Source organism: Pseudomonas plecoglossicida NBRC 103162 = DSM 15088, assembly GCF_000730665.1.
Lineage (GTDB): Bacteria > Pseudomonadota > Gammaproteobacteria > Pseudomonadales > Pseudomonadaceae > Aquipseudomonas > Aquipseudomonas plecoglossicida.
In genome coordinates this window covers 22,621-48,228 of sequence record NZ_BBIV01000022.1, presented here as the reverse complement: position 1 = coordinate 48,228, position 25,608 = coordinate 22,621, and the positions used below count along the sequence as shown (strand labels likewise).

The following is a 25,608-nucleotide window of genomic DNA, read 5'->3' as shown; positions in this document are numbered from 1 at the left end:
CGGCCTCATCGCCGGCAAGCCGGCTCCCACAGGGGTACCACTGCTATCCATGTGGGAGCCGGCTTGCCGGCGCTGGGCCGCTAAGCGGCCCTGCCTTTATTTCACGCTGATCGGAGCAGTCACACTCTGGCCCAGCGCCGACTTCACGGTCACCGTGGTGGCCGGCGCATTGCCGGTGGTGGTGGTCGACAACCGCCAGCGCGCACCACCGGTAGACGCAGTGAGTGTCGCCGTGCCCAGGCTCAGCGGCCCGCTGCTGGTGTTGGCAGTGACCGTGATGCTATTGCCAGCGGCCACCGACGTGGTACCCGCCAGTTCCCAGGTGTAGCGGTTGTTGCTGCGCACTTGCACCGTCGCGCTGCTGACCTGGATCTCGTCCGCCACTACCGCCGGGCTGACCGCCACGCTCACCGTGGCCGGTACCAGCGATTCAGCCCCTTTGGCATCACGCGCCGAGTAGGTGAAGCTGGCGGTGTACGGCGTGGCCACCGTGCCTGGCGGGGTGAAGGTCACCAGCGTGCCGTCGGTGCTGACCGTGCCCTGGCCCGAATCCGGCTGGGACAGGCCACTGACAGTCAGCGGCAGGTTGCGGTCAGGGTCGGTGTCGTTGGCCAGTACGGAGATCGCGATCGGCTTGCCGGCCATGGTCGCGGCCGTGTCGTTGACTGCCACCGGTGGCTTGTTGGTGTCGTCGTCGCCGTCGCCGCCGCCGCTGCTGGCATTGCGGAAGGTGGGCAGGCCCACCGATGGCGCGTATTGCACGCCATCCCAGCCAGGCAGTGGCGTTGGCATGACCTGGAACTGGCCGGGGTGCTCGATGTCCCAGCGCAGCAGCATCGAAGAGTCCTCATGCTGGGTGTTGTGGCAGTGTTCCATGTAGGTCCCGGCGAACTCGCGGAAGCGAATGGCCATTTCCACCTCTTCGGAAGAGTCGGCATCCGGGCCGATGCGGTAGACGTCCTTGCGCGCCCATTTTTCCCATTCCGGTGGCGCCTTGCCGTCGCGGCTGAGGACCACGCCTTCCTCGAAGTGCACATGCACCGGGTGGCTCCAGCCATTGCCGCCGTTCTTGATCTTCCACACTTCCAGGGTGCCGTCACCGCTGAAGCCGCCATCGGTCGCTTCGCTCGACAGTTGCGCAGCGGCGGTGATCCGCCGTGGGTCCATGCTGTAGCCGAAGCCGCCGTCGGTCTTGATGGTCCAGGGCGCGGTGTCGGTGCCGTCGGAGCGGCCGAAGATGAACTCGCGGTGGCGGGCTGCCTTGATCTTGGCCTGATCGGTTGCCGCCGTGCGGTCCAAGGTCAGCGGGATCATCTTCAGGCCTTCGGCCTTGCCCGGCTTGGCCGGCTCGTAGGCGGTCGGGTCCATGCTCAGGTCCTGGCCGGTGTAAGGCTGCACCAGCAGTTGCAGGAACTTGCCGACCACCGGGTCGCCTTTGTCCCATTCGGGGCCCTTGCTGGTCTGCTTGATCTCTGCCTTGTATTTCTCCGAGAGCACATCGGCCAGCGAAATCGCACCGGCCGGCCCTTTGCCGGTGTCGTGCTCTTCCAGGTTGACGAAGTACAGCTTGTCACCCGGCTTGATGCCGTTCTTGGCGAAGTTGATGATGATGTCATAGCGTTCGGCGATGCCCTGCAGCGGCAGGATGCCGTTGTTGTCCTGGCGGTCGCCGTCGCCGTTGAGGTCCAGGGTGCCGTCGAACGGCACGGCGTGTTCCATGATGTTGCCGTCGTTGCCGATCATGTGGAACGGCACGCGTGCATAGGACAGGTTGGAGCCCGAAGGCCCTTTGAATTCGCCGCTGTTGCCCGCGATTTCACGCACCACGGCAAACTTGAAGTAGCGCGACACCGAACCGTTGAGGATACGGAAGCGGTAGCTGCGCGCACGGACCTTGAGCTTGGGCTGGTACTGCCAGTTGACCAGGATCTGGTCGCCCAGGAAGCCATCGGTGTTGAACGGGTTGAACCACAGCTGGCCGTTCTGATCCCAGGCCTTGTCGGCGATCACCAGGTTGACGTCGTAGTCGCGGTTACCCCACGGCATCGCGCTGCCGCTGGGCAAGCGCAGGTTGACACCGTCCTGCAGCGCCTCGTTGCCTCGGTCCAGGGCGCTGTAGTAGTTCATCATCACGGCGTTGCCCTTGTAGACGTTCTGCGCGGTGAAATCCATCATGTGGTCGTGGAACCAATGGGTGCTCATGGTTTCGCGCCAGTCGCCACGAATCTTGATGCTGCCGTTCTGACAGGTCTTCAGGCCAGGTGACGCGTCGTTGACGTACAAGGTTTCCCCTGGCGAGCAGGGGAACGCTGCGCGAGGGTCCTCGGCACGGGTGTTGATGGTGTCATAGCCGGCCAGCTGCACCGGCCAGCGGTAGTCGTAGTACTGGCCGGGGAAGAAGTAGGCGTTGGCGAAGCCATCGCTTTCGGCCGGGGAGTGGCCGTTGTGCTCGTGGGTGGAGATGGTGTGCAGGCCGAAGCCTGCGTTTGCCGCAGGGTCGATCGGCAGCGCGTTGTAGTGGCGCATGAGGATCGGCTGGCCATAGCGCACCATCAGCAGCTTCGGTGGGAAGGTGCCGTCGAAGGTCCACAGCGACTTGTGGTTCTGCAACGGGAAATTCGGGTGGAAGCGCGTGTCGATGCCCTTGGTGGTACCGATGGTGGTCGGAATATCCGAGGTCTGGTAGTAAAGGCCACCTGGCCCGAACTCGCCGACGGCGTAGTTGTGCAACTGCTTGCGGTCACGCAGCCCCTGGTTGATCCGCGCACCGGCCTGTGCGGTCTTGAACGCAGCCTGGGGGTAGAACTCGTTCCAGCGCTGGTGCGACCAGCCTTTTCCTGGTGGCCGGCCTTCGGCGGGCGAGCCCACCGAGTTGCGGTTGAGGAACATCTCGATCTGCGCTTTCCAGGGGTTGCGGTCGAGCACGTTGGCGAACTGAGTCGGGAACGGGTACAGGCCCGGTTGCTTGAGGAAGGCTTCCAGGGCGTTGCCGTTCGGGCTGCTGCGCGCGACCACGTCCGGGTCTTGCGCGGGGGCGGGGCCCACCGTCGGGACCGGGAAGGTCAGGCTGGGCGGTGGCAGGCTGGGGTCGAGTTTCTCCGGGCCGAACTCTTCGAACAGCAGCAGTTGCTGGGTGAACGGCTGCGCACCGAACAACGGGCTTGGCTTGCCATTGGTGGGGTAGTTGCGCGAGGTCTGCAGCAACGGTGGCAGTACGTTGTCGACGCGGTTGGTCGAACGGTCACCGAAGACCCCGTCCTTGAGTTCCAGCGAACCTTCGTTCGCTTCCGGCTCGTTGAAGAGTTCGAGCAGGGCCGGGTTGGGGTCGGCCGGTTGGTCGTCGTAGTGCGAGGGGTCCGTTGGCGGTGGCTGGCTCACGTCATCCAGCGAGGAGGCCCTCGCGCAGATGAGACCGAGGCCGACCATCATGGCGGTCACCGCAGTCAGTTTGAAGGCGTGGCGGGTGGGGTGGATTACGGCAGGTGTTTTCATTTTTGCCTATGCCTCGCTCTTAGCTAGAAATGGCCTGGGGCCATCAATGGCTTTTTGCCCGTTTTTAGGGGCAGAGCAATGGCTGTGCCAACACATAACTTCGTAATGGTTTGACATACAAAACCAGGGGGAATGTAAAGCGCGCAAAACACTTGGACGTCAAGGGCTGGGGATTGGAGCCCGGAAATGGGGCTCTTCGGGCCCATTTCCGGTGGGCTCGAGCGGGGCACGATCACACCAGCGCCTTGGCATCCTGCCCCTGCTCCTGTATACCTCCTGCCACCAAGGGGAGCCCGGCGACAGGCTGAGAAACCGCTGGCACCTGCAGCGCGGTGACCCTTCGAACCTGATCCGGATCATGCCGGCGAAGGGATGGGACTTACGACCTGCCTTTTTGCCGGCCTCACTGCGAGGCCGCTCCGTGCCCAGCCATAAAGGGCCTCGCTGTCACCCTATGGAGGACAGCACCTTGACCGAACGTTTCAGCGAGACCCTGCGCCGGCAGAACCGGGCAACCTGGTCGGCCGCCGTCGGCCACCGATTCGTCCGTGAACTCTGCGATGGCAGCGTGGCGGACCCGATCATGGTCCGCTACCTGGTGCAGGATCATCGCTTCATCGACAGCTTCGTGACCTTGCTCGGCGCGGCCATCGCCACCGCCGACACCTTCGAAGCGCGACTGCGGATCGGTCGCTTTGTCGGCATGATCTGCAGCGACGAGAACACCTACTTCCTGCGTGCCTTCGAGGCACTGGACGTCAGCCCGGCGCAACGCACCGAACCTGCGGACAGCCCACCTACCGCCGGCTTCAAGGCGCTCATGCGCGAGGCGGCCGCCACGCGCTCCTATGCCGCCGCGCTGTCGGTGCTCAACGTCGCCGAAGGGCTGTACCTGGATTGGGCGACCCAGGCGCGCAAACCGCTGCCGGGCAACTTCGTGCATGCCGAGTGGATCACCTTGCACGACAACCCTGCGTTCGCTGATTTCGTCGCGTTCCTGCAAGCCGAACTGGACCGGGTCGGGCCCCAGGAGGCTGCTCGGAGCAGCGATTTCTACGCGCGTGCCGTGGCACTGGAACTGGCATTCTTCGACGCCATCTATGAGGAGCAAGCATGAGCATGGATATCTTCGCGCGCCTGAAATCGGCAGCCGCGCCGCAATGGGCCCGCTACGTCGACCACGACTTCGTGCGGCAGATGGGCGAGGGCACCTTGCCTGAGGCGGCGTTCCGTGAGTACCTGGTGCAGGACTACCTGTTCCTCATCCAGTTCGCCCGCGCCTGGGCACTGGCCGCCTACAAGAGCCGCCTGCCTGCCGATATCCGCGCGGCCCAGGCCGGACTTGCGGCGATCCTCGATGAAACCGAACTGCACCTGCGCCTGTGTGCCCGCTGGGGGTTGTCGCAGGCCGATATCGAGGCAGCGCCCGAGCACCAGGCCACGGTGGCCTATACCCGCTATGTCCTGGATTGCGGCGCCGCGGGCGATCTGCTCGAGCTGCATGTGGCGCTGGCACCCTGCGTGATCGGCTACGCGGAAATCGGCCGCACCCTGGCCGAGCGTATCGGCGACTTGAGCGACCATCCGTACCGTGAATGGATTGGCGAGTACGCCGGTGAGGCCTATCAGGGCGTGGCGGCTGCGGCGCGCAAGCACCTTGATGAACTGGCAGCGCGAAGCATGACCGAGCAGCGTTTCGTCGAGTTGGCAGGCATCTTCGGCCAGGCCTCGCGGCTGGAGGCAGACTTCTGGCAGATGGGGCTCGATGTCCTGAAGGCCTAGGGCTGGAACCACGCCGGGTTGCGGGCAATCACCCACAACCCGGCGCGGATGGCTGTCACTTGATATCTGTCGGCTGAGGGATGGTGTAAGCGCCGCTGAGCACGGTTTCGCCGGGGCGGTAGATGCGCATGCCCAGGTACCAGTTGTCCCCTGGGGTCGGCAACCAGTTCGCGACCTCGCCACACTGCGCCTTGGGCCCGAAGCGCACAGTGACGGTCCCGTCCTTGTTGAACTTCATCGCCCGGTTGTCAATGGCGCGCTGTTCGCCTCGGCACGCTGCTGTGCCTGTTCATGTTCCGCAGCTGGCGCATCACGCTGTGCGTCGTCGTCCCGCTGGCGTTGGTGACAGTGCTTCTGCTGCTGCCGGCGCTCGCCGCGTGGCTGGTGAAGCCTGAGGAACCTCGCCACAACTGATCATCGACGCTGGTCGGCGTTTTGCCGACAAACCCGGCCCCGTGGTTTCAGGGCCGGGTTTTTTTATGCGTACAGCAAAGGGCTCGAAATTTCGCCAATCCAAGGCCTCACATGCGATAAGCCGTGATTATTCAATGTGATAAAGGCGTTGAAAAACCAGCGAGCAAACAGGACAATACGCACGTAATTACATAATACGTAACATGGTACGAAATCGTAGGAGCGAGCATGGCCCGGGGCGGAATCAACAAGGCGGTAGTGCAACAGGCGCGGCAAGTGCTGATAGCCCGGGGCGAGCACCCCAGCATCGATGCAGTACGCATCCAGCTGGGTAATACAGGCTCCAAGACCACCATTCATCGCTATCTCAAAGAACTGGAAGCACTCAAGCCGGCCGCCCTGCAGGGCGAGGCCGCACTCAGCGAGCCCTTGTCGAAGCTGGTGGCGCAACTGGCTGCGCAATTGCAGGAAGAAGCGGACGCTCGCATCGAGCAAACCGAAGCGGCCTTCCATGAACAACGAGAGCAGCTCGAAGCGAAACTGGATCTGGCCCAGCAGGCCCTGGCGGCAGCGCACCAGCAACAACAGATCCAGGCTGCTGCGCTGGCAACCGAATCCGAACGCCTGACCGCCACGCTCAGCACGTTGCAGACCGAGCAGCTGCGCAGCGCCAGCCTCAACCAGGCACTGGGCGAGCTTCAGGTGCGCCTGACCGACAAGGATGAACAAGTACGCTCGCTGGAGGACAAGCACCGGCATGCCCGCGACGCCCTGGAGCATTACCGCACGGCGAGCCGCGAACAGCGTGAGCAGGAGCAACGTCGGCACGAGGCCCAGATGCAACAGCTGCAAGTCGAACTGCGCCAGTTGCAGCAGGGCATGATCGTCAAGCAGGACGAACTGACCCGCCTGCACCGCGACAACGAGCGACTGCTGGGCGAGCACCGCCAGGCCAGCAGCGAACGCCAGGCGCTGGACCAGTTGCTGGAGCAACGCGACGCACAGATCCAGGGTCTGCGCACGATCCTGGCCCAGGCCCAGGGCGCCAGCGACGAAATGCGCCGGCAGTTGCAGGCGCAGGAGCAGTCTCTGGAAGACAAGCGTGGACTCTGTGCGGAGCAAGGGCGGCAACTGGATTACCTGAAAGAGCAATTGCTCGACCGCGACGAAGCGCTCAAGGCCTGCCGAAGTCAGCTGACTGCAGGCCAGACGCTCGAAAAAGGCCGGTGAAGGCTGCGCATTGCCGTTGAACCCTGCGCCCCCACAGCGCTCAGACCTTCAAAGGTCTGGCAAAAGGGCACAGCCATGAGCATCGAACGCAGCATTCCCGAACTTGAAGCCTGGTATGCCCAGTACGATGACGCCAGCTACCGGCAAGAATCCCCGGACGCTTACCACCACGAACTGGTGAGAACCGCCGAGGCCTTGCGCGACGACGGCGCCATCGACTGGGACGACTGGCTGGCGCTCAAGGCCCTGGCCGACGAGGCCCATGTCCGGGCCCTGCAGGAAGCCGTACAGGCTCATGTGGATGACCCCGATACCTGAACGGGCAGGGGGCTCAATCCGTGGCCAGCGGCTGTAGCTGCCAGCGCACCGCGCTGACCCCTTTTTCCAGGCTCACCCGGCTGACCAGGCGCTCCAGTTGGGCGGGCGCCTGCGCGGTGCCCAGCAACTCGGCGCGCACTTCCAGGCGTGCCGGGTTGGGCAGGTCTTCGCTGTGCAGCGACTGCAAGCGCAGGTCGGGGTCGCCCAGGCTGTGCAGCATCAGGCTGCGCACCTGGATTTCATCTTCGGCGCGGCAAACGATACGTACCTCGTAACGTTGCTCGACTTCAGTGGCCGGCAGCACTTCCTGGCGGTCCAGGCGCTGGGCGATGTCGCGCAGCAGGATGTTGGCGCACAACACCACCAGGCTGCCCAACGTTGCCTCGAGCAGCAGGCCCAGGCTGCACAGCACGCCGACCGCTGCGGTGCACCACAGGGTGGCAGCGGTGTTCAGGCCGCGTACGTTGAAGCCGTCGCGCATGATCACGCCGCCACCCAAAAAACCGATGCCCGACACCACATAGGCGGCAATGCGTGACGCGTCGGTGGGCGCCATGCCCGGCGCCGCCTGGGTCATCAGCACGAACAGACAGGCACCGGTGCTGACCAGTGCATTGGTGCGAAGGCCCGTGAGGCGCTGGCGCAGTTGCCGCTCTGCACCGATCAGAGCGCCGAGCACCAGGGCTATGCTGACGCGCAGCAGAAAGACTTTCCAATCCATAGCAAACCTCTTGCACGGGCAAGCGCCCGCTCTGACGCCATCAGGATGGCGTGGTCGAAAAACCAGAAATGCGCAGGACCACGAAGGGAAGAGGTGAGAACAACCGCAAGAGGCTGGGAGAATTCCACCGTCTGGCCGAAGGCGAGACAGTGGCAGAACGCTGCCGGACTAGCTCGCCGAGTGGGCCTGTCGCAAGCGACTGGGGCTACTGTCCAATGCAGGACTCCTGTTCAGGGATGCGAAATTGCGCGGCGGACCTTACGCCCGGCAGCCACAGGGGTCAAGGGTAGAAACATGACAATCGATTAATCGGGAAATGCGCTACAACCGGTCACTGTTGCATGGCAAAAGCAGTGGGCAATCGGTACCCTTGCGGCACTCTTGACCTTCATCCGGACCGTTTCATGCTGTTCAATTTCCTCGTGCTGCTCGGCACCCTGGTGGCCATGGAAGGTGTCGGCACGCTGGCGCACAAGTACATCATGCATGGCTGGGGCTGGTGGCTGCACCGTTCGCATCATGAACCGCAGCTGGGCATGCTCGAGACCAACGACGTCTACCTGCTGGCCCTGGGGCTGATCGCTGCCGTGCTGGTGGCCATTGGCAAGGCCGGCCACGCGCCGCTGCAGTGGGTAGGCGCCGGCGTGGCGGGTTACGGGGTGTTGTACGTGCTGGCCCATGATGGCTTCTTCCACCGCCACTGGCCGCGCCAGCCGCGCCCGGTGAACCGCTACCTGCAGCGGCTGCACCGTGCCCACCGCCTGCACCATGCGGTCAAAGGGCGGACCGGCAGTGTGTCGTTCGGCTTTTTCTATGCGCCGCCGCTGAAGGTGCTCAAGCGCCAATTGCAGGCCCGGCGCGATCGCACCTGAACCGCTCAGTTCAGTGTTTCACCCTTGGACTGAGGCAGCGCAGCGGCCCGCCCGCGGCTCACCCACCAGCCGAATGCAGCGGCGGTGAAGAACATGATCAGGCTGTACAGCGCTGCCGGCACCGCCATGGTGGCATTGTTCAACAGTGATGGGCTCAGGGCCAGGGCGATCGCCAGGGTGCCATTGTGGATGCCGATCTCCATGCCGATGGCGATGGCCTGGCGCTTGGGGATGTCGAGCAAGCGTGGCACCCAGTAACCCACCGCCAGGCTGACCAGGTTGAACAGTAAGGCGGCCATGCCCACCAGAGGCGCGTACGCGACCACCGTCTGCCAGTCCTTGGCCAGCGCCAGGGCGATGGTGAATGCCAGGAACAATGCGGCTACCACCTTCATCGGCCGTTCCATGCGGCCAGCGAAAACGGGCGTCCAGTTACGGATCAGCATCCCCAGCGCCACCGGCAGCAGGACGATGGCGAACACTTGCATGACCTTGGCGAACTGCAGCGGGATGGCCTGGTCCGAAGCCATGAACCAGGCCAGCGACAGGTTCACCAGCAAGGGCATGGTGAGGATCGCGATCAGCGAGTTGACGGCCGTCAGGGTGATGTTCAGCGCCACATCGCCGTGGGCCAGGTGGCTGAACAGGTTGGCGGTGGTGCCGCCCGGTGACGCCGCCAGCAACATCAGGCCCACCGCGAGTGCCGACTCCAGGCCAAAACCGTTGGCGATCAGGAAGCACAGCAGAGGCAGCAGCAAGATCTGGCACACCAGGCCGATCACCACCGGTTTGGGGTATTTCACCACCCGGGCGAAATCGGCCAGCGTCAGCGATAGCCCAAGGCCGAGCATGATGAAGCCCAGGGCCAGTGGCAGGAAGGCGGTGAGCAGCGGCGAGGCGGTCATGGGCAAGCACTCGGATGAAGGATCCGAAGAGTCTAGGCCGCGCCTTGGCGATAGCTAATTGCAAGGCACCAGCTCTTGGTAACCTTTTGTTACCGAAGACGCGACTGCACTTCAGTCGGCGTCAGGCAGCAGCAGAACCCCGATCCGCTCGGCCAGGTCGAGCAGGTCGGAAAACGTCCCCGGGTCGTTCAGCAGATCACGGCTGGGCGCCTGGGCCTTGAGGTCGTTGCCGGCCACTCGGTCGCCGAACAGGACAATCGCCACGGCCTCATCGTCCTGCCGCGATACCCAGCGCAGCCCCTGAGCGTGAGGGGCAAACGCATGAATGGCCTCAGCCCACTGGCGCGTGCAGGGGTAGTGGTCGGCCTCGGTGTCGATCAGTTGCGAACGCGGCACACCCAGCAGGCGCAGGGCCTTGCTGGAGAGGTCGACCAGTTGCAGGTCGCTGCCCAGCAAGACGTACGAATGCAGGTTGCCAGCGAATCGGCGCTGCTGCACGGTCTTGAAACCCGGAGCGTACGGTACGTCGTGAAAGACCGTTTCCATGGCTGCGCAGTGGAACGTGGAGCCTGCATACAGCGTAGGCACGACCTGGCCGGCGGCATTCCTGATCGGGCTGAACCGGGCATTGCCCCCACCTGTCGGGTTGTATTGCGTGGCGCCGAAGCGGCTGCTGTGAATGCGATGGAGCAGGGTGCCGGCGGGGAGGGTGATGAACGTAAGGTTCAACGCCTCACCGGGTACCGGTGCCTTGCGTGGCCTAGCCATGGGTGATACCGGCAACCTCTTCCTGTGCAGCAACCAGAACTTGCTGCGGGGCACTGCGCAGCAGGTCCTGCGGGCGCTTGCCGCCAAGCCAGCTGTTGACCGACATGAACCAGTAGGCCATTTCCCAGCCATCCTTGACCGCCTCAAGCGCGCTGACGATTTCCTTGAGGGCGGGCAGGGGGCGATAACTGGCCGTTTCATCCAGGCCGTAGAGCGGGAAATAATCGACCCCTTCATGGCGGATGGCGAACAGACGCTTGTCGCGCTTCCACTTGCTCGATTGCGAGCTGGGGTTGGCACTGCTGAAGTTGGCCAGGCTGGCGATTTCGCCCGCGCTCACCCAATCACCGCTCTGCAGCACGGCGGTTTTGGCCTTGGCCAGCATTTGCGCTTGCTTGAGCTGCGTGGAGGTCACCGGTTTGGCCGGCACCAGGGCCTGCACGATGAGCTTCACGGCTTCCTCGGGCGCGCCGGCCACCCGAGCGGAAAAGTACTGACCCAGCATTTCCAGCGCACTCACGTACACATCCAGCTGCTTGGCGCTGTCGGCGTTCACTTCGATGACGATCCCGGTCTTCGACTGCGCGCGTCCCTTGGCTTTCTCCAGGCGTGCAAGCAACTCCCGGACGTTGCCGACAGCGGGGTGGCTGATACTGAAGATGTCTGCTGCTTGGGCCATCGCTCCTCCTCGCGGCAATCATGATTACCGCTTTTCGATGCTAACCATCCTATCCGCAAGCCGGAGCTGCCGCAAGCCGGGTGCACAGGGGGCCCCTGCGGCACTGGGTTGCGTTGCGGTGGCGATGCTGGCGCAGTAGCATTCGCGCTTTTACCGAAAGGATTAGCCCGTCATGCCGTTCCAGCAAGGTCTGCTTGCCACCCCGGTGCCGACCCAGGCCCGCCACTTGTTCTTCACCTTGCACACACCCGAAGCATTGCCGGCGGTGCTGGATGCGCTGCAGCCACACGTGGATGGCCAGCGCCTGATCCTCGCCGTCGGTGCACCGCTGGTGAAAGCGTTGGGCCGCGAAGTGCCTGGCCTGCGCGCGTTTCCGCAACTGGATGCGGTGGTGGAGAACCCGAGCACCCAGCACGGCCTGTGGCTGTGGCTACGGGGTGAGGAACGTGGCGACCTGTTGCTGCAGGCCCAGGTGCTCGAACACCTGCTGGCGCCGGCCCTGCGCCTGGCAGACAGCGTCGACGGCTTCCTGCACCGTGGCGGCCATGACCTGACTGGCTACGAGGACGGCACCGAAAACCCGCTCGACGAAGACGCCGTGGCAGCCGCCATCGTCGCCGGCGAGCAGCCAGGCCTGGCAGGCTCCAGCTTTGCCGCCTTCCAGTTGTGGAAGCACGACCTGGAGTACTTCAAGTCGCTGCCCCAGCCTGAGCAGGACAACATCATCGGTCGCCGCTTGAGTGACAACGAAGAACTCGACGACGCCCCGGCCTCGGCCCACGTCAAGCGCACCGCCCAGGAGAGCTTCGAGCCCGAGGCATTCATGGTGCGCCGCTCGGTGGCCTGGGCCGACAGTCGTGGCGCAGGCCTGGCATTCGTCGCCCTTGGGCACAGCCTGGAAGCCTTCGAAGTTCAACTGCGGCGCATGAGTGGCCTGGAAGACGGCATCATCGACGGCCTCTACCGCTTCAGCCGCCCGCTGACCGGTGGCTACTACTGGTGCCCGCCGATGACCGCGGACGGTCTTGACCTGAGCCTGCTGCTGCAGGGCTAAGCCCTAAACATTCAGATACGAAATCAGCGACCCGCTCAGGCTGGCGCGGCTAGGCTTGAAAGTTTCCGACTTATGACGGGAGCTTTGCCATGTATGGTCGTCGCGATGTCCTACGTGCCAGTGCGGCTTTGGGCTTGCTGGCCGTCAGCCCCTGGCTGCACGCCGCCACTGCCAACGAGTTGCTGTCGCGCAAGGTCCCGTCCACCGGTGAGTCCTTGCCGGTGATTGGCGCGGGTACCTCCGGCAGTTTCGAAGTGGCACCCGATTCTGCCCAATATCAGCAGCTCAAGGCAGTGCTCAAGGCGTTTTTCGACGGCGGCGGCAAGGTCATCGACACCTCGCCGAACTACGGCGGCGCCGACCAACTATTCGGTCAACGCCCCGCACGCTGCGCGGGATCTGTTGCCCTTGTGCCAGGACAAGGGCGTGGCGGTGCTGGTCAACCGGGCCTTCGATGATGGCCGCCTGTTCGCCCGGGTCAAGGACCAGGCGCTGCCAGCCTGGGCAGCAGAAGCCGGCATCGGCAGCTGGGCACAGTTGTTTCTCAAGTTCGCCATCAGCCACCCGGCGGTCACTACGGTGATCCCCGCAACCGGCCGTCCCGAGCGCCAGCTCGACCAGCTCAAGGCCGGGCATGAGCCCTTGCTCAGCCAGGCGCAGCAACAGGCGCTGATCCAGCAGTTCGGCTAAGCCATGGCCCGCTGGCGCGAGCGGCTGGTCCAGGGGCTGAACATCGAGCCTGGCTTTATTTCGAGCAGGCACGCATCGTCAGCGAGACCTTCACCGACCGCACCCGCCAGACCCAGGTCTTCGGCCTGATCGACAGCGTGGTGCAGGCACTGGCCATTCTCACTCAGGTATTCATCACCGGGCGCCTGGCCAGGCGCATGGGTGTCGGCGTGCTGCTGGTCGCCGTGCCGCTGGTGATGGCGGCGGGGTTCCTGTGGCTGGCCCTGGCGCCAGTGTTCGCGGTGTTCGTGGTGGTGATGGTAGTTCGTCGGGCCGGCGAGTACGCGCTGGTGAGGCCCGGGCGGGAAATGCTCTTCACGGTGTTGCCCGCCGAGGACAAGTACAAGGCCAAGAACTTCATCGACCCCGTGGTCTACCGGGGTGGCGATGCCTTGAGTGGCTGGGTCAAGCGCGGCCTGGACGTGCTGGCCGAGCACCCGCAGCTGGCGATGCTGATCGGCGCACTGATCGCCGTGGCCTGGGGCCTGACCGGTGGCTGGCTGGGCAGGCACCAGCGGCAACTGGACAACGGCGGCTGACAATCCTGCACGCCAAATAATCCCTTGCCGTTTATTTAACGCCACCGGTCCGAACGCCTGGCGATAAAACGAATCCCTCACCATCGCCGAACTCCGAACCTATGTACGGCGATTTGCCGTGCACTTTCGAAGTCACATGAGGTTTCAGACCATGGCTAACAAAGAGAACAGCCGTACCGGCAGCCAGGGCGGCCAGGGTGGCACCAAGAACCCAGGCAACTTCGCCAATGACCGGCAGAAAGCGTCCGATGCTGGCCGCAAAGGCGGGCAGTCTTCGGGGGGCGGCATGGCCCAGGACCGCGAGTCGGGCCGCAAGGACGCCGACATGAACAAGGACCGCGAGTCGGGCCACAAGGGCGGCCGCTCGTAATTGAAGCCTGCGCAGTACCGGGGCAACCCGGTACTGCATGGCCCTCGCTTTGCCGAACACTTGCAATCGGGCAGGGTTCGCCGACAATGTCAGCGCCTACGCAAACCATTCGGAACCCGCCGCACCATGCTGCTGATCAAGCAATTCCCGCACATCTCCCTCGATGACACCCTGTTCGTCTTCGCCCTCGAAGCCGAAGCCGGCAGTGTCTTCGCCGACGTCAACACGGTGTTCACCACGGTGTTCACCGGCATCGGCAAGGTCAATGCCGCCATCGCCCTGACCAAGGCCGTGCAGCAGCAGCGCCCCAAGCTGATCGTCAACCTCGGTTCCGCCGGCAGCCAGCAGTATGGTAAAGGCGATGTGGTGTGCTGCACGCGTTTCGTGCAGCGGGACATGGACGTGACACCGCTGGGTTTTGCCCGCTACCAGACGCCGCTGTCGGACATTCCTGTGCTGCTGGAGCATGGCGAGGCGATTCCCGGCCTGCCCCTGGGCACCTGCGGCAGCGGCGACAGCTTCGAGATCAGTCATGGTGAGGCCCCCTATGACATCGTCGACATGGAAGCCTATGTGCTGGCGCTGATCGCCCGCAGCGAAGGCATTCCCTTCGTTTGCCTGAAATACATCTCCGATGACGCGGGCAGCGATGCAGCGCAAGACTGGTCGGTGCAGGTGCACCTGGCCGCGGAGGCGTTCAAGCGCGTGCTGTTCAGCAGCGCAGGCTGAAGCCAGCCACAGTTGGACTAAACCTTCACGGCGCCACGCAGTCACTTCAAGTAAGCGCCCGACCTTTTCGGGCCCGAGGAGGTGGCTGATGACCTTTGTCTGCCTGTTGCGTGGCTGCTCCTGGCGTACCCTGGCCAGCCCCGAGGCCGATGGCCTGCACTGCCAGCAATGCGCGCGCTGCGGCGCCATGCGCAGCCGCCAACCCGTGCATCCCTAGGAGGCTCGCCATGGCCAGGGCAATCTGGAAAGGCGCTATCAGTTTCGGCCTCGTGCATATCCCGGTCTCGCTCAACACGGCCGTGCGCACCGAACGGGTCGACTTCGACTGGCTCGACAAGCGCAGCATGGAGCCGGTGGGCTACAAGCGGATCAACAAGGTCACCGGCAAGGACATCGACAAGGACAACATCGTCAAGGGTGTCGAATACGAGAAGGGGCGCTACGTGGTGATCAGCGAGGACGAGGTCCGCAAGGCGCGGCCGGAAGCGACCCAGAGCATCGACATCTTTTCTTTCGTAGACGCCGGCGAAATCCCCCTGCAGCACTTCGATACCCCTTACTACCTGAGCCCCGATCGGCGCGGCGGCAAGGTCTATGCGCTGCTGCGCGAAACCTTGGAAAGCACCGGCAAAGTGGCCTTGGCAACGGTGGTGCTGCACACCCGCCAGCACCTGGCGCTGCTGCGCCCGCTGGACGAGGCGCTGGTGATGATCACCCTGCGCTGGCCCGGTGAGGTGCGCGGGGTCGAGTCCCTTGAGCTGGACAAGAGCGTGACCGATACCAAGGTCGACAAGCGCGAGCTGGACATGGCCAAGCGCCTGGTCGAGGACATGAGTGGGGCCTGGGCGCCGGATGAGTACCATGACGCGTTCCGCCAGACCATCATGGACCTGGTCGAGGAAAAGGCCAGCAAGGGCAAGATCGCCGTGGTCGACAAGGGCGAGGGCGGCGCGGCCGAGAAGGGCGCCGATATCATCGACCTGACCGAGCTGCTCAAGCGCAGCCTGGGTGGCAAGGGCACCAGCAAAAAGGCCCCGGCGGAGAAAAAACCGGCCAAGCGCCCGCGCAAGGCCTCCTGATCCAATCAGCGCCATTGCAAGGTGCTTTCCAGGCTTGACAGATAATCGCCAAACCCTTCCCGCGCCCGGCTGTCGCGGCGGCTGCTGGTCGCCACGCTATGCCTGGCCGTCCACACGATCTGCGCGCCACTGGCCTCCAGGTCGTGCACCAGCTGTACATCTTCATGGGCTGCCAATGGCTGGAACCCGCCCGCGCGCTCATAAGCCTGCGCGCACACGCCCAGATTGGCGCCATGGATGTGCCGGTGGCCCTCGCAGGCCTGGTAGCCGCTGAGATAGCGCTTGCGCAGCGCGGCGTGTTGCCAAGGTTGCCACCGCGTGACATGCACGGTGCCACAGACCACCTCGGCGGTGCAGGCCAACTGCGACAGCAACCAGTGAGGTGGCACCTGACTGTCGGCATCGGTGCAGGCCAGCCAGCAGGCACCGCGCTCGAGCATGAGCGCAGCGCCCAGCCGCCGGGCCATGCCGACGCAGCCAGCGTCCAGCGCCAGGGTATGCACCCCATGCTGACGCGCCACGGCGGCGCTGCCATCGGCGCAACGGTCCAGCACTACCAGCACTTCCACCCGATGACCTGCCTGCTCGGCCAAGACGACCGCCTGGGCCAGGGCCCTCAGGCAACGGCCCAGGCGCCGAGCCTCGTTATGGGCTGGGATCACCACGGCGATCATGGGCAAGTCTCATGCAGGTCCACCGCGCTGGGCTGGCAGGACCAGTACTCCAGCAGAAAGTCCGCTTCCTCGTGGCGACACACCGGATACAGCGGCAGGTGCCTGGCCAGCAAGTGATGAACTTCACGGCCGTCCTGCGGGCAGCCGGTGATGGGATGGAGCCAGTGACAGGCCAGTACGGCGCCGTCTGGGGTCAGGCTGGCGACCGCTTGCTCGATCACTTGCAGCCAGTCGGTCGGATCCAGGTAGTAGCCAACTTCACTGAGCACGATGAGATCGAAGCGCCCGCCCGGCCAGTCGGCGGGCAAGCGGCCTGGCTCGATCGTGGCGTTGGGCATCAGGGCCAGGCGTGCCCGGGCCAGCCTCACCGCCGTCGGGTCAAGGTCCTGGCAGAGCAATTCGGCACACCGCTCGGCAAGCGCTGCGCTGAGCTCGCCGTTGGCGCATGCCGGCTCGAAAACCCGTTGGTAGTACTGACGCGGCAGGCTGGCCATCGTCACGTCGCGCTTGCGCCGCTCGTACCAGCGGGTGCGAAATGCCCAGGGGTCTTCGTTGTGAGCATACAAATCGGCAAAGTAGTGGGCATCGAGACTCATGAGCATCCCCTAGAGAAAAACCAGTTCGAACGGCTGCAACATGCACTCCAGCAGCGTGGCCGGCAGGACCGCAGGCCGGTCCTGATCCGGCTCCAGCTGGCTATGGTGCGCGGCGAGGGCCTGACGCTTGCGGGCCAGTCGGCTTTCATCAAGGGCAATGCGGTGCGCCCGCGGCCAGGGCAGCCGTGGGTCGTCGGGCTGCGCCCAGTGCCAGGCCCAGACCGGCACTTCCACCAGTTGTACCTTGCGCGCCTGGGCCGCCTGCGCTGCGGCGCGACCGAGCGTTTCATGGTCGCAGTGGCCATCGCCGCGCCAGGTGGTCATCAGCAGGTCATCGGGCCTGAGCAACTGGTTGAGGTGGTTGACCAGAAATGCCTCGTCGCGCGGCAGGCCGCCGTCTTTCAGGTGCAAACGGCGCCAATCCAGCTGATTGAGGTCAAGGTCCAACTGCTGCAGGGCATGCCGGCTTTCCAGCGGCCGCTGGCGACGCAGGCGGTGCTCGCTCCAGGTCGGTGAATCGGGGTGGCTGCCTTCGCCGTCGGTGGCCGATACCAGCAACAGGTCACGTTCGCGGCCATGCAGGCCGGCCAGCAGGCCACCGGCCATCAGAATTTCGTCATCCGGGTGAGGGGCCAGCAGCACCAGGCGCCGGCCCGGAGGGCATAGCTGATCGGGGTCGATCCAACTTGCTCGGGCCAGGTGCGCGGACTGCTGCCAGGCGGCCCAGGACGTACCCTCGTTGGCTTGAATCAGATTCTCGTTCATAGCTGCCAGGCTCCAGCAGGCACCTGGGCCACCTGTTGGCCAAGCGCGGCCAGGTCACGCTCGGCATGGCTCTGGCGCAGGTAGACCGGCAAGTCGGCGCTCAAGCGGGCGAAATGGCTGCTGCGGCAGAACGGCGTGGCGCCCAGGGCGCGGCCGACATGGTGGATGACCTGTTCGACCGACTGCTCGACCTGGGCACGCACGCGGCGCACCTCGAAGCTGGCGTCGGCGCTAGGGTAGCGGTCGATCCACGCGGCGCATTCGCGCAACGCTGCCCGGGCGCCATAGAGCGCAGCGTCGACAGCGCCCAGATGAGCCTGGGCATGGGGATCGGGGCGGGGTTTGCGGCAATGTTCGCGCAAGTAGTCGGCCAGCGCCTCGGCGGCACCGTACCAGCAGGCGGCAATACCCGCGCCGCCGTGCCAGAAACCGGGCCGCGACAGGTACTGGCCGGGCTGGCCGACGGCGATACCGGGCGCGTCGTCGAATTCGACCTCGACGCTGGTGGTGGTGGCCATGCCCACGGCTTGCCAGTGGTCGACCTGCAGGCGCTGGCGGGCATGGGCCAGTTCGATGGCCACCAACTGCGGCCGGTCATGCTCGGTCCAGGCCGTGATCAGTGCGCGGTCGATCTGCAAGGCACCAGAGCACCATGCCTTGCGCCCGGCCAGGCGCACCTGCTCGCCATCGCGGGCGACGATGCGCGCACGGGCATCAGGTGGCTCTGCAGCCCACACTCCCCATATGGCATCGCCTACCCGGTGCGCGGCGCTGCATTCAGCGAGGATCGCCAGTGCGTCGGTATGCCCCTCGTACAGTTTTGCCAGCGCCAGGTCACAGCCGGCGATCCGCGCCAGGGTCTGCCAGCGCTGCAGGGTATGGCCCTGGCCTGGCAGCGGCAGCAGGTCCAGGTGCTCGGCCAGCAGCGCTTGCATCAATTCGGCCAGCTTGGTGTCGAGGTTCAGGGCCTGCGGGCGCTCGCTGAAGGTGCGCAACAAGCTGTCGAGGGTGTTCAGGTCGAAATCCTGGATGATGCTCATGCCATTCCCATCTGCTTGCGCATGCGCGCGGTGATCGACTGGCGGGTCTTGGCCAGGTCCGCCCAAGGGTCGTCGAGGTCGGCCAAACGCTCGTGCAGGTTGCCGATGTTCCATTGATTGGCCCCCTTGAGTTGCGCCAGTTCTTCGCGCCAGATCGGTACCGACACCGGCAGCCCTTCGCGGGCACGCAGTGAATAGGCGCTGGCGGTGGTTGCGCCCTTGCCGTTGCGCAGGTAGTCGATGAAGATCCGCCCGACCCGGTTCTTCGGCCCCGACACGGCGCTGAGACGGTCGGGGAACAGCTTGGCGAGATAATCGACGATGGCATGGCTGAAGCCTTTGACCTCGTCCCAGCCTGCCCGCCGGGTCAGCGGCACGACCAGGTGCATGCCCTTGCCGCCACTGGTCTTGATGAATACTTTCAGGCCCAGCTCGTCGAGCAGGGTCAAGGTGAGCTGGGTGGCCTCGAGCATGGCTTTCCAGGGCAGCGCCGGGTCCGGGTCGAGGTCGAGCACGAAGCGGTCGGGCTTGTCGAAGTCCTTGTCGGTGGCGTTCCAGGTGTGCAGTTCGAGCATGTTCATCTGCACTGCCCCGAGCAGGGTATCGGGGCGGTTGATGACCATCGCCGCCTGGCCAGCCTCGGCCTTGTCGTAGCTGAGCACGTTGGGGATGTGCAGCTGGCCGGCGTTTTTCTGGAAGAACAGCTCGCCCGTCAGGCCCTCTGGCGCACGCACCAATGCCACGGGGCGGTCCTTGAGCTGGGGCAGGATCCACGGGGTCACCTGGGCGTAGTACGCGGCAACTTCGCGCTTGGTGACGCCGCAGGTGGCATCGATCACGCGGTCAGGGTGGGTCAGGCGCAACGAACCCAAGGGTTCGTCCTGCGGCTGTTTGCGGGGCATCTTCTTGCCGGGCATCGGGCGCTCCAGGTCGATGGCAGTGGCCGGCTTGTCATCGCGCAAGCCATGGAACACCGCGTGGCGTACCGAGCCGTCGCGGGTCATCTGGGCGTAGGCGACTTCCGCCAGCAATTGCGGCTTGAGCCAGTGCACGCCACGGGCCTCGACGCCCGTCGGCGGGTGAGCCAAGGCGGGTTTGGCCACCTCCAGTGGCTTGAGCCGGGCGTGGATGCTGTCCAGGGTGGTGGTGCTGAAGCCGGTGCCCACCTTGCCGGCGTAGTGCAGCTCGCCGCTGTCGTTGTCATGCAAGGCCAGCAGCAGCGCACCAAAGGCCGTGCGGCTTCCCTTGGGCTCGGTGTAGCCGACGATCACGAACTCCTGGCGCTGTTGGCACTTGAGCTTGATCCAGTCGGCACTGCGTTTGCCCACGTAGGGGCTGTCCTGGCGCTTGCCGATCAGGCCTTCGAGCTGCAGCCGGCAGGCGCTGTCGAGCAAGGACTGGACCGGCTCGTCGAAATCGGCGGAATATTCCAGGACCTCGGACTGCTCGTCCTCCAGCAGCTTGCGCAGGGCTTCGCGGCGGTCCTGCAGGGGCAGTTGGCGCAGGTCATGGCCGCCGAGGTAGGGCAGATCGAACGCGTAATAGACGATCTGCTCGTCGTTGTCGGTGTCGAAGGCGTTCTGCAGGGCCTGGAAGTCGGCCACGCCGTGCTCGCCCTTGACCACCATCTCGCCATCGAGCCAAGCCGAATCGATGCCCAGCGCGCGCAGTGCCTGGACCTGCCGAGGCATCTTGCTGCTCCAGTCGTGGCCATTGCGGGTGAACAGGCGCACATCGTCGCCCTCGATGCGGGCCAGCACCCGGTAGCCGTCGAACTTCACTTCGTAACGCCAGTCGCCAGTGGGCGGGGAATCGACCAGGGTGGCCAGTTGTGGCTGCAGGCGGTCGGGCAACGCTGCCTTCTTGCCGGCACCGACTCGCTTGCCCCGGCTGGGCGCCTGGTCGGCCTTTGCCTGGCGCCGTGGCACCAGCGTGCGGTCGCTGAGCACGCTGTCGGGCTGGGCGTCGACGATGCTGTACTGCGCCTCGCTGCGGGCTTCGCGATCGTTGGACTTGACCAGCATCCACTGCTCCTTCTTGCCGGCCAGGCGCCGCACCTTGGGGTCCAGCGATGGGCCCTTGGGGATGGCCCAGCTTTTCAGCGTGCCATCGAGCTCCAGGCGAAAGTCGTAGTGCAGGTGGCTGGCGTCGTGCTTCTGGATGCAGAACTGCAAGGCATGGGCCTTGCCGCGCACGCGCTTGCCGCTGGGCTCGGGCGTGGCGTTGAAATCACGCTTGCGCTGGTACTCCTGCAGGGGCTTGGCCATGGCGGGCTCCGGGACGCGGCTCTCTAGAAAGGCTCTCTAGAAATGGGAGGGAGCAGGGCGCAGGCGAGTTCAAAAAATCGCCGCCTGAAAAACTCTGAATCATTGGCTGCGCCACGGGGTCGACCGCATGAACCACTTCGTGATGGAGAACCGACATGTCCCGACCCGACGACCCAACCCCCTATACCCCCAGCGAGCTCGACGACACCGAGGACCGCATGGGCAGCGTCCACGAACTGGATTTCGACCAACGCAACGACGAACGCGAGGGCCGCGTGGGCGATGAGCGCCCGGCACGTGAAGTCGAACAGGCGTTCCCGCCGCGGCGCGTTGCCGAAAGCGGCATGACCGGCGGCGAGGCGCTGAGCGACAGCGCGCATGAGGACAACGTCACCTGGGATGACCTCAGCCCCGACACGCTGCTGGATGAAACCGGTGCCCGCGACGCGGACGAACTGGGAACCGGCGGGCCAGCCGACCAGACGTTGCGCCGGGTCGATGAACGCGAGATCGGGGGCGGCTACGGCCTCGATGAAGCCGAGCTGGCGCGCTCCGACCCGCTGGACGGCGAGCCGTGGACGGACGATGACGTCGATGAAGAACCGAGGAAATGACCATGAACGAGCAACGCTGTGCTTGCCCCCATTGTTCCTGCACCGTCGATGGCAACGCTGTGATGCAGAACGACAAGGCCTATTGTTGCGAGGCCTGCGCATCCGGGCATCGCAAGGGGGAGCCCTGCAGGATGAACGACTGCAAATGCGCCGAAGCGTCGAACCCCAGCGAGCGCAATGTGGACAATGCGCTGGATGAAACCTTCCCGGCCAGCGACCCGATTTCACCCTGAGAAGGTGATCTCGGTGATCCAACTGTGGGAGCCGGCTTGCCGGCGATAGGGCTCTGACAGCCTTTACAAGGCACAGATCCTCCAGTGCCTGTGCTGGCCTCATCGCCGGCAAGCCGGCTCTCACAGAAGCAATCACCCACAGGTTTTGAGCTATCGAGCAAGACCGCTCAATGGGTCTGCCAGATGCCATTGTTGCGTTCGCAATCGTTGCGGGCCTGGCCGAGGCTGGGCGTGTCGTAGTAGTAGGTGATGACCCGTGCATCCTTGGCCAGCGCAGGGCGGGTAGAGGGCTCGTCGCGCCCGGTCGCTTTCGGGTTGGCCAAGCCCTCCTGGGTCAGGGGCGCGATGCAGCTGCCGACGCTGCCGTCGGCGCAGCGCGCCACCTTGTGCTTCTCGGTACTGAGCATGTCCTTGCTTTCGTTGCTGCACGACCAGTTGATCGCCTCGGCAGGCATATTGCCGAAGCTGTAGCAGGTATGGCCTTCGACAGGCTTGACCGCCTCGCTGGAGGAACGGGTGACCACATCGCACGCCTCGGCCAGCACCTGGCCGCTCGCCAGGCTGCCCAGCATCACCATCAACAGGGATAAACGCATCTGCCACCTCCCGGGCGTGGGGCCCGTGTTCAGGTCTTGCGTAACGTCGCTTGACTGCGCTGGCGCAGGGTCCGGGCACGTTTCTCCAGGACCAGGTAGGTAATCACCGCCAGCAGCAGCGGGATCAGGTAGTACAGGGTGCGATAACCCAGCAGCGCTGCTACCAGGGTGCCCTGGCCCAGCTGACCCTGCAGCAAGGCCAGGAACACCGCTTCGAGCACGCCCAGCCCAGCCGGGATGTGCGCGACCACGCCGGCCACGCAACTGATCAGCAGGATACCGAGGATCGACGGGTAGAACAGGTCGCCAGGCAACAACCAGTGGATCAGCGCCGCCATCAACGCCCAGTTCGCAGCCCCCAGCGCCACCTGGCACAGCGCCAGGCGCAGCGAGGGCAGGGTGATTTCGTGATCACGTACATGCCAGGTACGTCGTTTGGCAAAGGCACAGGCCAGCAAGTAGCTCGCCGCGACCGCCAACAGCATGAAGCCCACCACCTGCAATCCGGTCACGCCCAGCGCCCAGCTTTCCGGCAACTTGACCAGGCGCATGGCGAATACCGTGCCGGCGAGCAGCATGTAGCCCATCCAGTTGGTCAGCAGGCCCAGGGTGAGAATGCGGGTGATGGTGGCGGTGTCCAGCCCCAGCCGGCCATATAGCCGGTAGCGCAATGCCACGCCTCCGACCCAGGTGGTGAAGTTCAGGTTGAACGCGTAGCAGACGAACGCCACCGGCAGCACCTGGCGTGCCGGCAGCGTGTGCCCGGTATAGGCGCGTGCCAGCAGGTCGTAGCTGGCGAACGTCAGGTAGCTGCACAACGCCAGCCCCAGGCCGACCACCAGGGTACTTGGTCTGTAGGCCGCCAGGGATTGGCGCACTTCGTTCCAGTCCAGGTTGCGCGCCAGGGTGAACAGCAGTACCGGAATCAGCACGATGAAAAGTACGGTCAGCAAACGCTTGCCCCAGGCATGCCAGGCTTTGTGGGTCATCAGGTATTGCCCTCGTGGAGGTCGCCCTGGGCCTGCACCTCGGGCTGCACGGAGCGCAGCCGTTGCCGATGGGCGGGGAACCAGCCGGCAATGCGCGGAAAGTGCCGGATGACGTGTAAGCACAGGAAGATCAAGGGTGCCCGCCACCAGTAACCGCGCACCATGCGCTCCAGGGTCACGGCCTTGCACTGTTCCTTGGCCAATGCTTCAAGGTGTTGGTACAGCTGCTGGTTGAAGGTTCGGTCACGGATCAGCAGGTTCGCTTCAAGGTTGAATGACAGGCTCAACGGGTCGAGGTTGCTCGAGCCTACGGTTGACCACAGATCGTCGACCAGTGCCACCTTGCCGTGCAGGGGCCGCTCACAGTACTCATGGATATGCACGCCGTCGCGCAGCAGGTAGTTGTACAGCAGCCGTGACAGCGCACGGACCCAGCGCAGGTCGGGTTGGCCTTGCAGGATCAGCCTTACTTCCACACCTCGGCGGGCGGCGTTACGGATTTCCCGCAACAAGCGGTAACCGGGGAAGAAGTAGGCATTGGCGATCACGATGCGCTGGCGAGCGCTGCGAATGGCGTCCAGATAGCAGCTTTCGATCTCAGTGCTGCGCCGGGCATTGTCGCGTTCGACCAAGACAGTACTGGCCGACCCGGCGCTGGCGGTGAGAGGGCGCACGTCGCTTGGCGGATCCAGCACCGCAGCCATCAATCGACGGCTAGAGGCATGGACCTGGGCCACTACCGGCCCTGAGACTTCCACAGCGTAGTCCTGCTTGGCCATTGCGCCGAAGTCGTTCAGGTGATCTGCGCTGTAGTTGATCCCGCCAATGAACGCACGTTCGCCGTCGATCACCACGATTTTGCGGTGCAGGCGACGGAACAGGTTGGTGCGCATACCGGCCAGGCGCGGCTGTGGGTCAAAAGCATGGAAGCGCACACCCGCGTCGGTCATCGCCGCAAGAAAGGTATCGGGCAAGTCGGCCGTGCCATAACCATCGACCGCCAGCTCCACCCGTACGCCGCGTTGCGCTGCCTCGATCAAGACCTGTTGCAGCTGTTGGCCGACCTTGTCGTCGTAGATGATGAAGGTTTCCAGCAGGATTTCCTCCCGCGCCTGGGCCATGGCTTCGAACACGCGGGGGTAATACGCCTCGCCATTGACCAACAGTTCGACGCTGTTACCCGCCACCCAAGGATTGTTCACAGGTTGATCTCCGCGGCCAGGGGGGCATGATCGGACAGGTGCGACCAGGGGTACTTGGACAGCACCTGGGCCTTGCAGGGCATGGCATTGCGCAGGTAGATGCGGTCCAACCGCAACAGCGGCAGGCGCGCCGGGAAACTGCGCGCCGGGCTGCCGAAACGTTCGCCGAAGGCTTCCACCAGGCGTTGCGACAGCACGGCATCGGCCTTGAGGCGCCAATCGTTGAAGTCCCCCGCAATGATCACCGGCGCGCTGGCCGGCAAGCTGTCCAGCAGGTCGAGCAAAAGCCGCACCTGGCTCTGCCTGTGAGCTTCGCGCAGGCCGAGGTGCACACACACCGCATGCACCTGGTCATGGCCAGGTACTTCCAGGCGACAGTGCAGCAGCCCACGCTGCTCGTTACCGTCGATCGAGACATCCAGGTTGTGATGCTTGGCGATGGGAAACTTGGACAACAGGGCATTGCCATGGTCGCCGTGCGGGTACACCGCGTTGCGCCCATAGGCGAACTGCGGCCACATGCTGTCAGCGAGAAACTCGTACTGGGGCGTCTTTGGCCACGCCGGGTGGCGCTGGGCATGGTGCTCATGGCTGCCGTGAACCTCCTGCAGGAACACCAGGTCGGCGCCACTGGCACGCACCGCTTCGCGCAGCTCCGGCAAGATGAAACGCCGGTTGAGCGGGGTAAACCCCTTGTGCACGTTGAGGGTCAGCACGTTCAGCCGATGCACCGCGGCAACCGGGTCGATGCGGCTGCCGGGCATGGGCAGGATCTCGTTCACAGGGCCACCTCGGGCAAACTGGCGCGGCTATCGCTCATGGCGGTCTCCATATCCGGGCATTTTGAATTGCGACCCGGCAGGAGGGGCAACGGTTCAGCGCGGTTGATCAGTGGCCGGCAGTCCGAGGCGCGGGAACTTTGCCGAGGCCCACGTTTCCACCGAAGGACAA

At 64.7% G+C, this 25,608-nt stretch carries 28 protein-coding genes, 2 pseudogenes and 1 riboswitch; of the genes and pseudogenes, 15 read left to right on the top strand and 15 right to left on the bottom strand.

What is annotated here, in order from left to right; translation table 11 throughout:
• Nucleotides 1-96: 96 nt before the first annotated feature.
• Nucleotides 97-3,492, bottom strand: coding sequence for an Ig-like domain-containing protein (locus tag PPL01S_RS14630; RefSeq protein WP_028625908.1), 3,396 nt, complete (start codon nucleotides 3,490-3,492; stop codon nucleotides 97-99).
• A gap of 275 nt (nucleotides 3,493-3,767) precedes the next feature.
• Nucleotides 3,768-3,882: riboswitch (TPP riboswitch) on the top strand.
• Nucleotides 3,883-3,961: 79 nt separating this feature from the next.
• Here PPL01S_RS14630 and PPL01S_RS14625 point away from each other — a divergent pair.
• Complete coding sequence (locus tag PPL01S_RS14625) at nucleotides 3,962-4,609, top strand: TenA family protein (RefSeq protein WP_028625907.1); 648 nt, start codon at nucleotides 3,962-3,964, stop codon at nucleotides 4,607-4,609.
• Nucleotides 4,606-5,274, top strand: a complete 669-nt coding sequence (tenA, locus tag PPL01S_RS14620; protein WP_033743676.1) for a thiaminase II — start codon at nucleotides 4,606-4,608, stop codon at nucleotides 5,272-5,274. Before PPL01S_RS14625 ends, tenA begins: the two co-directional genes overlap by 4 nt.
• Before the next feature lie 55 nt (nucleotides 5,275-5,329).
• Here tenA and PPL01S_RS14615 read toward each other — a convergent pair whose 3' ends face one another.
• Nucleotides 5,330-5,512, bottom strand: coding sequence for a DUF1214 domain-containing protein (locus tag PPL01S_RS14615; RefSeq protein ID WP_016391737.1), 183 nt, complete (start codon nucleotides 5,510-5,512; stop codon nucleotides 5,330-5,332).
• 53 nt (nucleotides 5,513-5,565) lie between these two features.
• On the opposite strand from PPL01S_RS14615, the gene PPL01S_RS25705 reads away from it, so the two are divergent.
• The 3 genes from PPL01S_RS25705 (at nucleotide 5,566) to PPL01S_RS14605 (ending at nucleotide 7,236) form a co-directional block, all read left to right on the top strand.
• Entirely contained in the window at nucleotides 5,566-5,688 is a 123-nt protein-coding gene (locus PPL01S_RS25705; protein ID WP_016391736.1) for a hypothetical protein, read from the top strand.
• 228 nt (nucleotides 5,689-5,916) lie between these two features.
• A complete protein-coding gene (locus tag PPL01S_RS14610) occupies nucleotides 5,917-6,918 on the top strand; it encodes a DNA-binding protein (protein ID WP_028625906.1) in 1,002 nt (333 codons plus the stop codon).
• A gap of 75 nt (nucleotides 6,919-6,993) precedes the next feature.
• The gene (locus PPL01S_RS14605) at nucleotides 6,994-7,236 is read left to right on the top strand and encodes a hypothetical protein (RefSeq protein ID WP_016391734.1); all 243 of its coding nucleotides are present in this window, start codon (nucleotides 6,994-6,996) and stop codon (nucleotides 7,234-7,236) included.
• 13 nt (nucleotides 7,237-7,249) lie between these two features.
• On the opposite strand, the gene PPL01S_RS14600 is transcribed toward PPL01S_RS14605, so the two are convergent.
• The gene (locus tag PPL01S_RS14600) at nucleotides 7,250-7,957 is read right to left on the bottom strand and encodes an MgtC/SapB family protein (RefSeq protein WP_016391733.1); all 708 of its coding nucleotides are present in this window, start codon (nucleotides 7,955-7,957) and stop codon (nucleotides 7,250-7,252) included.
• Nucleotides 7,958-8,361: 404 nt separating this feature from the next.
• Here PPL01S_RS14600 and PPL01S_RS14595 point away from each other — a divergent pair, with 404 nt between their 5' ends.
• Nucleotides 8,362-8,829, top strand: coding sequence for a sterol desaturase family protein (locus tag PPL01S_RS14595; protein WP_016391732.1), 468 nt, complete (start codon nucleotides 8,362-8,364; stop codon nucleotides 8,827-8,829).
• 5 nt (nucleotides 8,830-8,834) lie between these two features.
• Here PPL01S_RS14595 and PPL01S_RS14590 read toward each other — a convergent pair whose 3' ends face one another.
• The 3 genes from PPL01S_RS14590 to PPL01S_RS14580 form a co-directional block, all read right to left on the bottom strand.
• The gene (locus PPL01S_RS14590) at nucleotides 8,835-9,734 is read right to left on the bottom strand and encodes a bile acid:sodium symporter family protein (RefSeq protein ID WP_028625905.1); all 900 of its coding nucleotides are present in this window, start codon (nucleotides 9,732-9,734) and stop codon (nucleotides 8,835-8,837) included.
• Nucleotides 9,735-9,845: 111 nt separating this feature from the next.
• Nucleotides 9,846-10,502 carry an RES family NAD+ phosphorylase gene (locus PPL01S_RS14585; RefSeq protein ID WP_016391730.1) on the bottom strand — a complete coding sequence of 219 codons (657 nt, stop codon included), beginning with the start codon at nucleotides 10,500-10,502 and terminating at the stop codon, nucleotides 9,846-9,848.
• Nucleotides 10,495-11,181, bottom strand: a complete 687-nt coding sequence (locus PPL01S_RS14580) for a hypothetical protein (RefSeq protein ID WP_016391729.1) — start codon at nucleotides 11,179-11,181, stop codon at nucleotides 10,495-10,497. Before PPL01S_RS14580 ends, PPL01S_RS14585 begins: the two co-directional genes overlap by 8 nt.
• Nucleotides 11,182-11,353: 172 nt before the next feature.
• Here PPL01S_RS14580 and PPL01S_RS14575 point away from each other — a divergent pair, with 172 nt between their 5' ends.
• The 7 genes and pseudogenes from PPL01S_RS14575 to ku all read left to right on the top strand — a co-directional run bounded on the left by PPL01S_RS14575 (nucleotide 11,354) and on the right by ku (nucleotide 15,681).
• Nucleotides 11,354-12,235 carry a Dyp-type peroxidase gene (locus PPL01S_RS14575; RefSeq protein ID WP_016391728.1) on the top strand — a complete coding sequence of 294 codons (882 nt, stop codon included), beginning with the start codon at nucleotides 11,354-11,356 and terminating at the stop codon, nucleotides 12,233-12,235.
• 89 nt (nucleotides 12,236-12,324) lie between these two features.
• Nucleotides 12,325-12,925 (top strand): annotated as a pseudogene (locus PPL01S_RS14570) (aldo/keto reductase).
• A gap of 50 nt (nucleotides 12,926-12,975) precedes the next feature.
• Nucleotides 12,976-13,503: pseudogene (locus PPL01S_RS14565) on the top strand (MFS transporter); the annotation flags it as partial.
• A 151-nt stretch (nucleotides 13,504-13,654) separates the two neighbouring features.
• Nucleotides 13,655-13,873, top strand: coding sequence for a con-10 family general stress protein (locus tag PPL01S_RS14560; RefSeq protein WP_028625903.1), 219 nt, complete (start codon nucleotides 13,655-13,657; stop codon nucleotides 13,871-13,873).
• A gap of 126 nt (nucleotides 13,874-13,999) precedes the next feature.
• Nucleotides 14,000-14,602, top strand: coding sequence for a 5'-methylthioadenosine/S-adenosylhomocysteine nucleosidase family protein (locus tag PPL01S_RS14555; protein WP_028625902.1), 603 nt, complete (start codon nucleotides 14,000-14,002; stop codon nucleotides 14,600-14,602).
• An 88-nt stretch (nucleotides 14,603-14,690) separates the two neighbouring features.
• Nucleotides 14,691-14,819 (top strand): PSPA7_2676 family Cys-rich small protein, encoded by a 129-nt coding sequence (locus tag PPL01S_RS25700; RefSeq protein ID WP_255212391.1) that lies wholly within the window; start codon nucleotides 14,691-14,693, stop codon nucleotides 14,817-14,819.
• A 10-nt stretch (nucleotides 14,820-14,829) separates the two neighbouring features.
• A complete protein-coding gene (gene ku / locus PPL01S_RS14550; RefSeq protein WP_016391724.1) occupies nucleotides 14,830-15,681 on the top strand; it encodes a non-homologous end joining protein Ku in 852 nt (283 codons plus the stop codon).
• 5 nt (nucleotides 15,682-15,686) lie between these two features.
• On the opposite strand, the gene PPL01S_RS14545 is transcribed toward ku, so the two are convergent.
• The 5 genes from PPL01S_RS14545 to ligD are packed head-to-tail and all read right to left on the bottom strand — an operon-like array spanning nucleotide 15,687 to nucleotide 21,023.
• On the bottom strand, nucleotides 15,687-16,355 hold the full coding sequence (locus PPL01S_RS14545) for a glycosyltransferase family 2 protein (protein WP_016391723.1): 669 nt from the start codon (nucleotides 16,353-16,355) through the stop codon (nucleotides 15,687-15,689).
• Entirely contained in the window at nucleotides 16,352-16,951 is a 600-nt protein-coding gene (locus PPL01S_RS14540) for a class I SAM-dependent methyltransferase (RefSeq protein ID WP_016391722.1), read from the bottom strand. Before PPL01S_RS14540 ends, PPL01S_RS14545 begins: the two co-directional genes overlap by 4 nt.
• Before the next feature lie 9 nt (nucleotides 16,952-16,960).
• Nucleotides 16,961-17,716 (bottom strand): PIG-L deacetylase family protein, encoded by a 756-nt coding sequence (locus PPL01S_RS14535; RefSeq protein WP_016391721.1) that lies wholly within the window; start codon nucleotides 17,714-17,716, stop codon nucleotides 16,961-16,963.
• Nucleotides 17,713-18,756: an acyl-CoA dehydrogenase family protein gene (locus tag PPL01S_RS14530; protein WP_016391720.1), complete on the bottom strand. Its 1,044-nt coding sequence runs from the start codon at nucleotides 18,754-18,756 to the stop codon at nucleotides 17,713-17,715. The genes PPL01S_RS14535 and PPL01S_RS14530 overlap by 4 nt, the downstream gene beginning before the upstream one ends.
• Nucleotides 18,753-21,023, bottom strand: coding sequence for a DNA ligase D (gene ligD / locus PPL01S_RS14525; RefSeq protein WP_016391719.1), 2,271 nt, complete (start codon nucleotides 21,021-21,023; stop codon nucleotides 18,753-18,755). Before ligD ends, PPL01S_RS14530 begins: the two co-directional genes overlap by 4 nt.
• A 155-nt stretch (nucleotides 21,024-21,178) precedes the next feature.
• On the opposite strand from ligD, the gene PPL01S_RS14520 reads away from it, so the two are divergent.
• Together PPL01S_RS14520 and PPL01S_RS14515 are read left to right on the top strand one after the other, a co-directional pair.
• Nucleotides 21,179-21,637, top strand: a complete 459-nt coding sequence (locus PPL01S_RS14520; protein WP_016391718.1) for a hypothetical protein — start codon at nucleotides 21,179-21,181, stop codon at nucleotides 21,635-21,637.
• A 2-nt stretch (nucleotides 21,638-21,639) separates the two neighbouring features.
• Complete coding sequence (locus tag PPL01S_RS14515) at nucleotides 21,640-21,870, top strand: metallothionein (RefSeq protein WP_016391717.1); 231 nt, start codon at nucleotides 21,640-21,642, stop codon at nucleotides 21,868-21,870.
• A 167-nt stretch (nucleotides 21,871-22,037) separates the two neighbouring features.
• Here PPL01S_RS14515 and PPL01S_RS14510 read toward each other — a convergent pair whose 3' ends face one another.
• From PPL01S_RS14510 to PPL01S_RS14495, 4 genes are read right to left on the bottom strand one after another with little or no spacing between them, the layout of a single operon-like run.
• Complete coding sequence (locus PPL01S_RS14510) at nucleotides 22,038-22,466, bottom strand: hypothetical protein (RefSeq protein WP_016391716.1); 429 nt, start codon at nucleotides 22,464-22,466, stop codon at nucleotides 22,038-22,040.
• 29 nt (nucleotides 22,467-22,495) lie between these two features.
• Complete coding sequence (locus PPL01S_RS14505) at nucleotides 22,496-23,455, bottom strand: lysylphosphatidylglycerol synthase domain-containing protein (protein WP_016391715.1); 960 nt, start codon at nucleotides 23,453-23,455, stop codon at nucleotides 22,496-22,498.
• The gene (gene clsB, locus PPL01S_RS14500; protein WP_028625901.1) at nucleotides 23,455-24,657 is read right to left on the bottom strand and encodes a cardiolipin synthase ClsB; all 1,203 of its coding nucleotides are present in this window, start codon (nucleotides 24,655-24,657) and stop codon (nucleotides 23,455-23,457) included. The genes PPL01S_RS14505 and clsB overlap by 1 nt, the downstream gene beginning before the upstream one ends.
• On the bottom strand, nucleotides 24,654-25,439 hold the full coding sequence (locus PPL01S_RS14495) for an endonuclease/exonuclease/phosphatase family protein (protein WP_028625900.1): 786 nt from the start codon (nucleotides 25,437-25,439) through the stop codon (nucleotides 24,654-24,656). The genes clsB and PPL01S_RS14495 overlap by 4 nt, the downstream gene beginning before the upstream one ends.
• Between the last annotated feature and the right edge of the window lie 169 nt (nucleotides 25,440-25,608).

What these genes read in the sequence shown, in the direction of transcription:
- PPL01S_RS14630 (WP_028625908.1), bottom strand. Translation starts at nt 3,492, where the DNA reads ATGAAAACACCTGCCGTAATCCACCCCACCCGCCACGCCTTCAAACTG.
- tenA (WP_033743676.1), top strand. Translation starts at nt 4,606, where the DNA reads ATGAGCATGGATATCTTCGCGCGCCTGAAATCGGCAGCCGCGCCGCAA.
- PPL01S_RS14615 (WP_016391737.1), bottom strand. Translation starts at nt 5,512, where the DNA reads ATGAAGTTCAACAAGGACGGGACCGTCACTGTGCGCTTCGGGCCCAAG.
- PPL01S_RS25705 (WP_016391736.1), top strand. Translation starts at nt 5,566, where the DNA reads ATGTTCCGCAGCTGGCGCATCACGCTGTGCGTCGTCGTCCCGCTGGCG.
- PPL01S_RS14610 (WP_028625906.1), top strand. Translation starts at nt 5,917, where the DNA reads ATGGCCCGGGGCGGAATCAACAAGGCGGTAGTGCAACAGGCGCGGCAA.
- PPL01S_RS14605 (WP_016391734.1), top strand. Translation starts at nt 6,994, where the DNA reads ATGAGCATCGAACGCAGCATTCCCGAACTTGAAGCCTGGTATGCCCAG.
- PPL01S_RS14600 (WP_016391733.1), bottom strand. Translation starts at nt 7,957, where the DNA reads ATGGATTGGAAAGTCTTTCTGCTGCGCGTCAGCATAGCCCTGGTGCTC.
- PPL01S_RS14595 (WP_016391732.1), top strand. Translation starts at nt 8,362, where the DNA reads ATGCTGTTCAATTTCCTCGTGCTGCTCGGCACCCTGGTGGCCATGGAA.
- PPL01S_RS14590 (WP_028625905.1), bottom strand. Translation starts at nt 9,734, where the DNA reads ATGACCGCCTCGCCGCTGCTCACCGCCTTCCTGCCACTGGCCCTGGGC.
- PPL01S_RS14585 (WP_016391730.1), bottom strand. Translation starts at nt 10,502, where the DNA reads ATGGCTAGGCCACGCAAGGCACCGGTACCCGGTGAGGCGTTGAACCTT.
- PPL01S_RS14580 (WP_016391729.1), bottom strand. Translation starts at nt 11,181, where the DNA reads ATGGCCCAAGCAGCAGACATCTTCAGTATCAGCCACCCCGCTGTCGGC.
- PPL01S_RS14575 (WP_016391728.1), top strand. Translation starts at nt 11,354, where the DNA reads ATGCCGTTCCAGCAAGGTCTGCTTGCCACCCCGGTGCCGACCCAGGCC.
- PPL01S_RS14560 (WP_028625903.1), top strand. Translation starts at nt 13,655, where the DNA reads ATGGCTAACAAAGAGAACAGCCGTACCGGCAGCCAGGGCGGCCAGGGT.
- PPL01S_RS14555 (WP_028625902.1), top strand. Translation starts at nt 14,000, where the DNA reads ATGCTGCTGATCAAGCAATTCCCGCACATCTCCCTCGATGACACCCTG.
- PPL01S_RS25700 (WP_255212391.1), top strand. Translation starts at nt 14,691, where the DNA reads ATGACCTTTGTCTGCCTGTTGCGTGGCTGCTCCTGGCGTACCCTGGCC.
- ku (WP_016391724.1), top strand. Translation starts at nt 14,830, where the DNA reads ATGGCCAGGGCAATCTGGAAAGGCGCTATCAGTTTCGGCCTCGTGCAT.
- PPL01S_RS14545 (WP_016391723.1), bottom strand. Translation starts at nt 16,355, where the DNA reads ATGATCGCCGTGGTGATCCCAGCCCATAACGAGGCTCGGCGCCTGGGC.
- PPL01S_RS14540 (WP_016391722.1), bottom strand. Translation starts at nt 16,951, where the DNA reads ATGAGTCTCGATGCCCACTACTTTGCCGATTTGTATGCTCACAACGAA.
- PPL01S_RS14535 (WP_016391721.1), bottom strand. Translation starts at nt 17,716, where the DNA reads ATGAACGAGAATCTGATTCAAGCCAACGAGGGTACGTCCTGGGCCGCC.
- PPL01S_RS14530 (WP_016391720.1), bottom strand. Translation starts at nt 18,756, where the DNA reads ATGAGCATCATCCAGGATTTCGACCTGAACACCCTCGACAGCTTGTTG.
- ligD (WP_016391719.1), bottom strand. Translation starts at nt 21,023, where the DNA reads ATGGCCAAGCCCCTGCAGGAGTACCAGCGCAAGCGTGATTTCAACGCC.
- PPL01S_RS14520 (WP_016391718.1), top strand. Translation starts at nt 21,179, where the DNA reads ATGTCCCGACCCGACGACCCAACCCCCTATACCCCCAGCGAGCTCGAC.
- PPL01S_RS14515 (WP_016391717.1), top strand. Translation starts at nt 21,640, where the DNA reads ATGAACGAGCAACGCTGTGCTTGCCCCCATTGTTCCTGCACCGTCGAT.
- PPL01S_RS14510 (WP_016391716.1), bottom strand. Translation starts at nt 22,466, where the DNA reads ATGCGTTTATCCCTGTTGATGGTGATGCTGGGCAGCCTGGCGAGCGGC.
- PPL01S_RS14505 (WP_016391715.1), bottom strand. Translation starts at nt 23,455, where the DNA reads ATGACCCACAAAGCCTGGCATGCCTGGGGCAAGCGTTTGCTGACCGTA.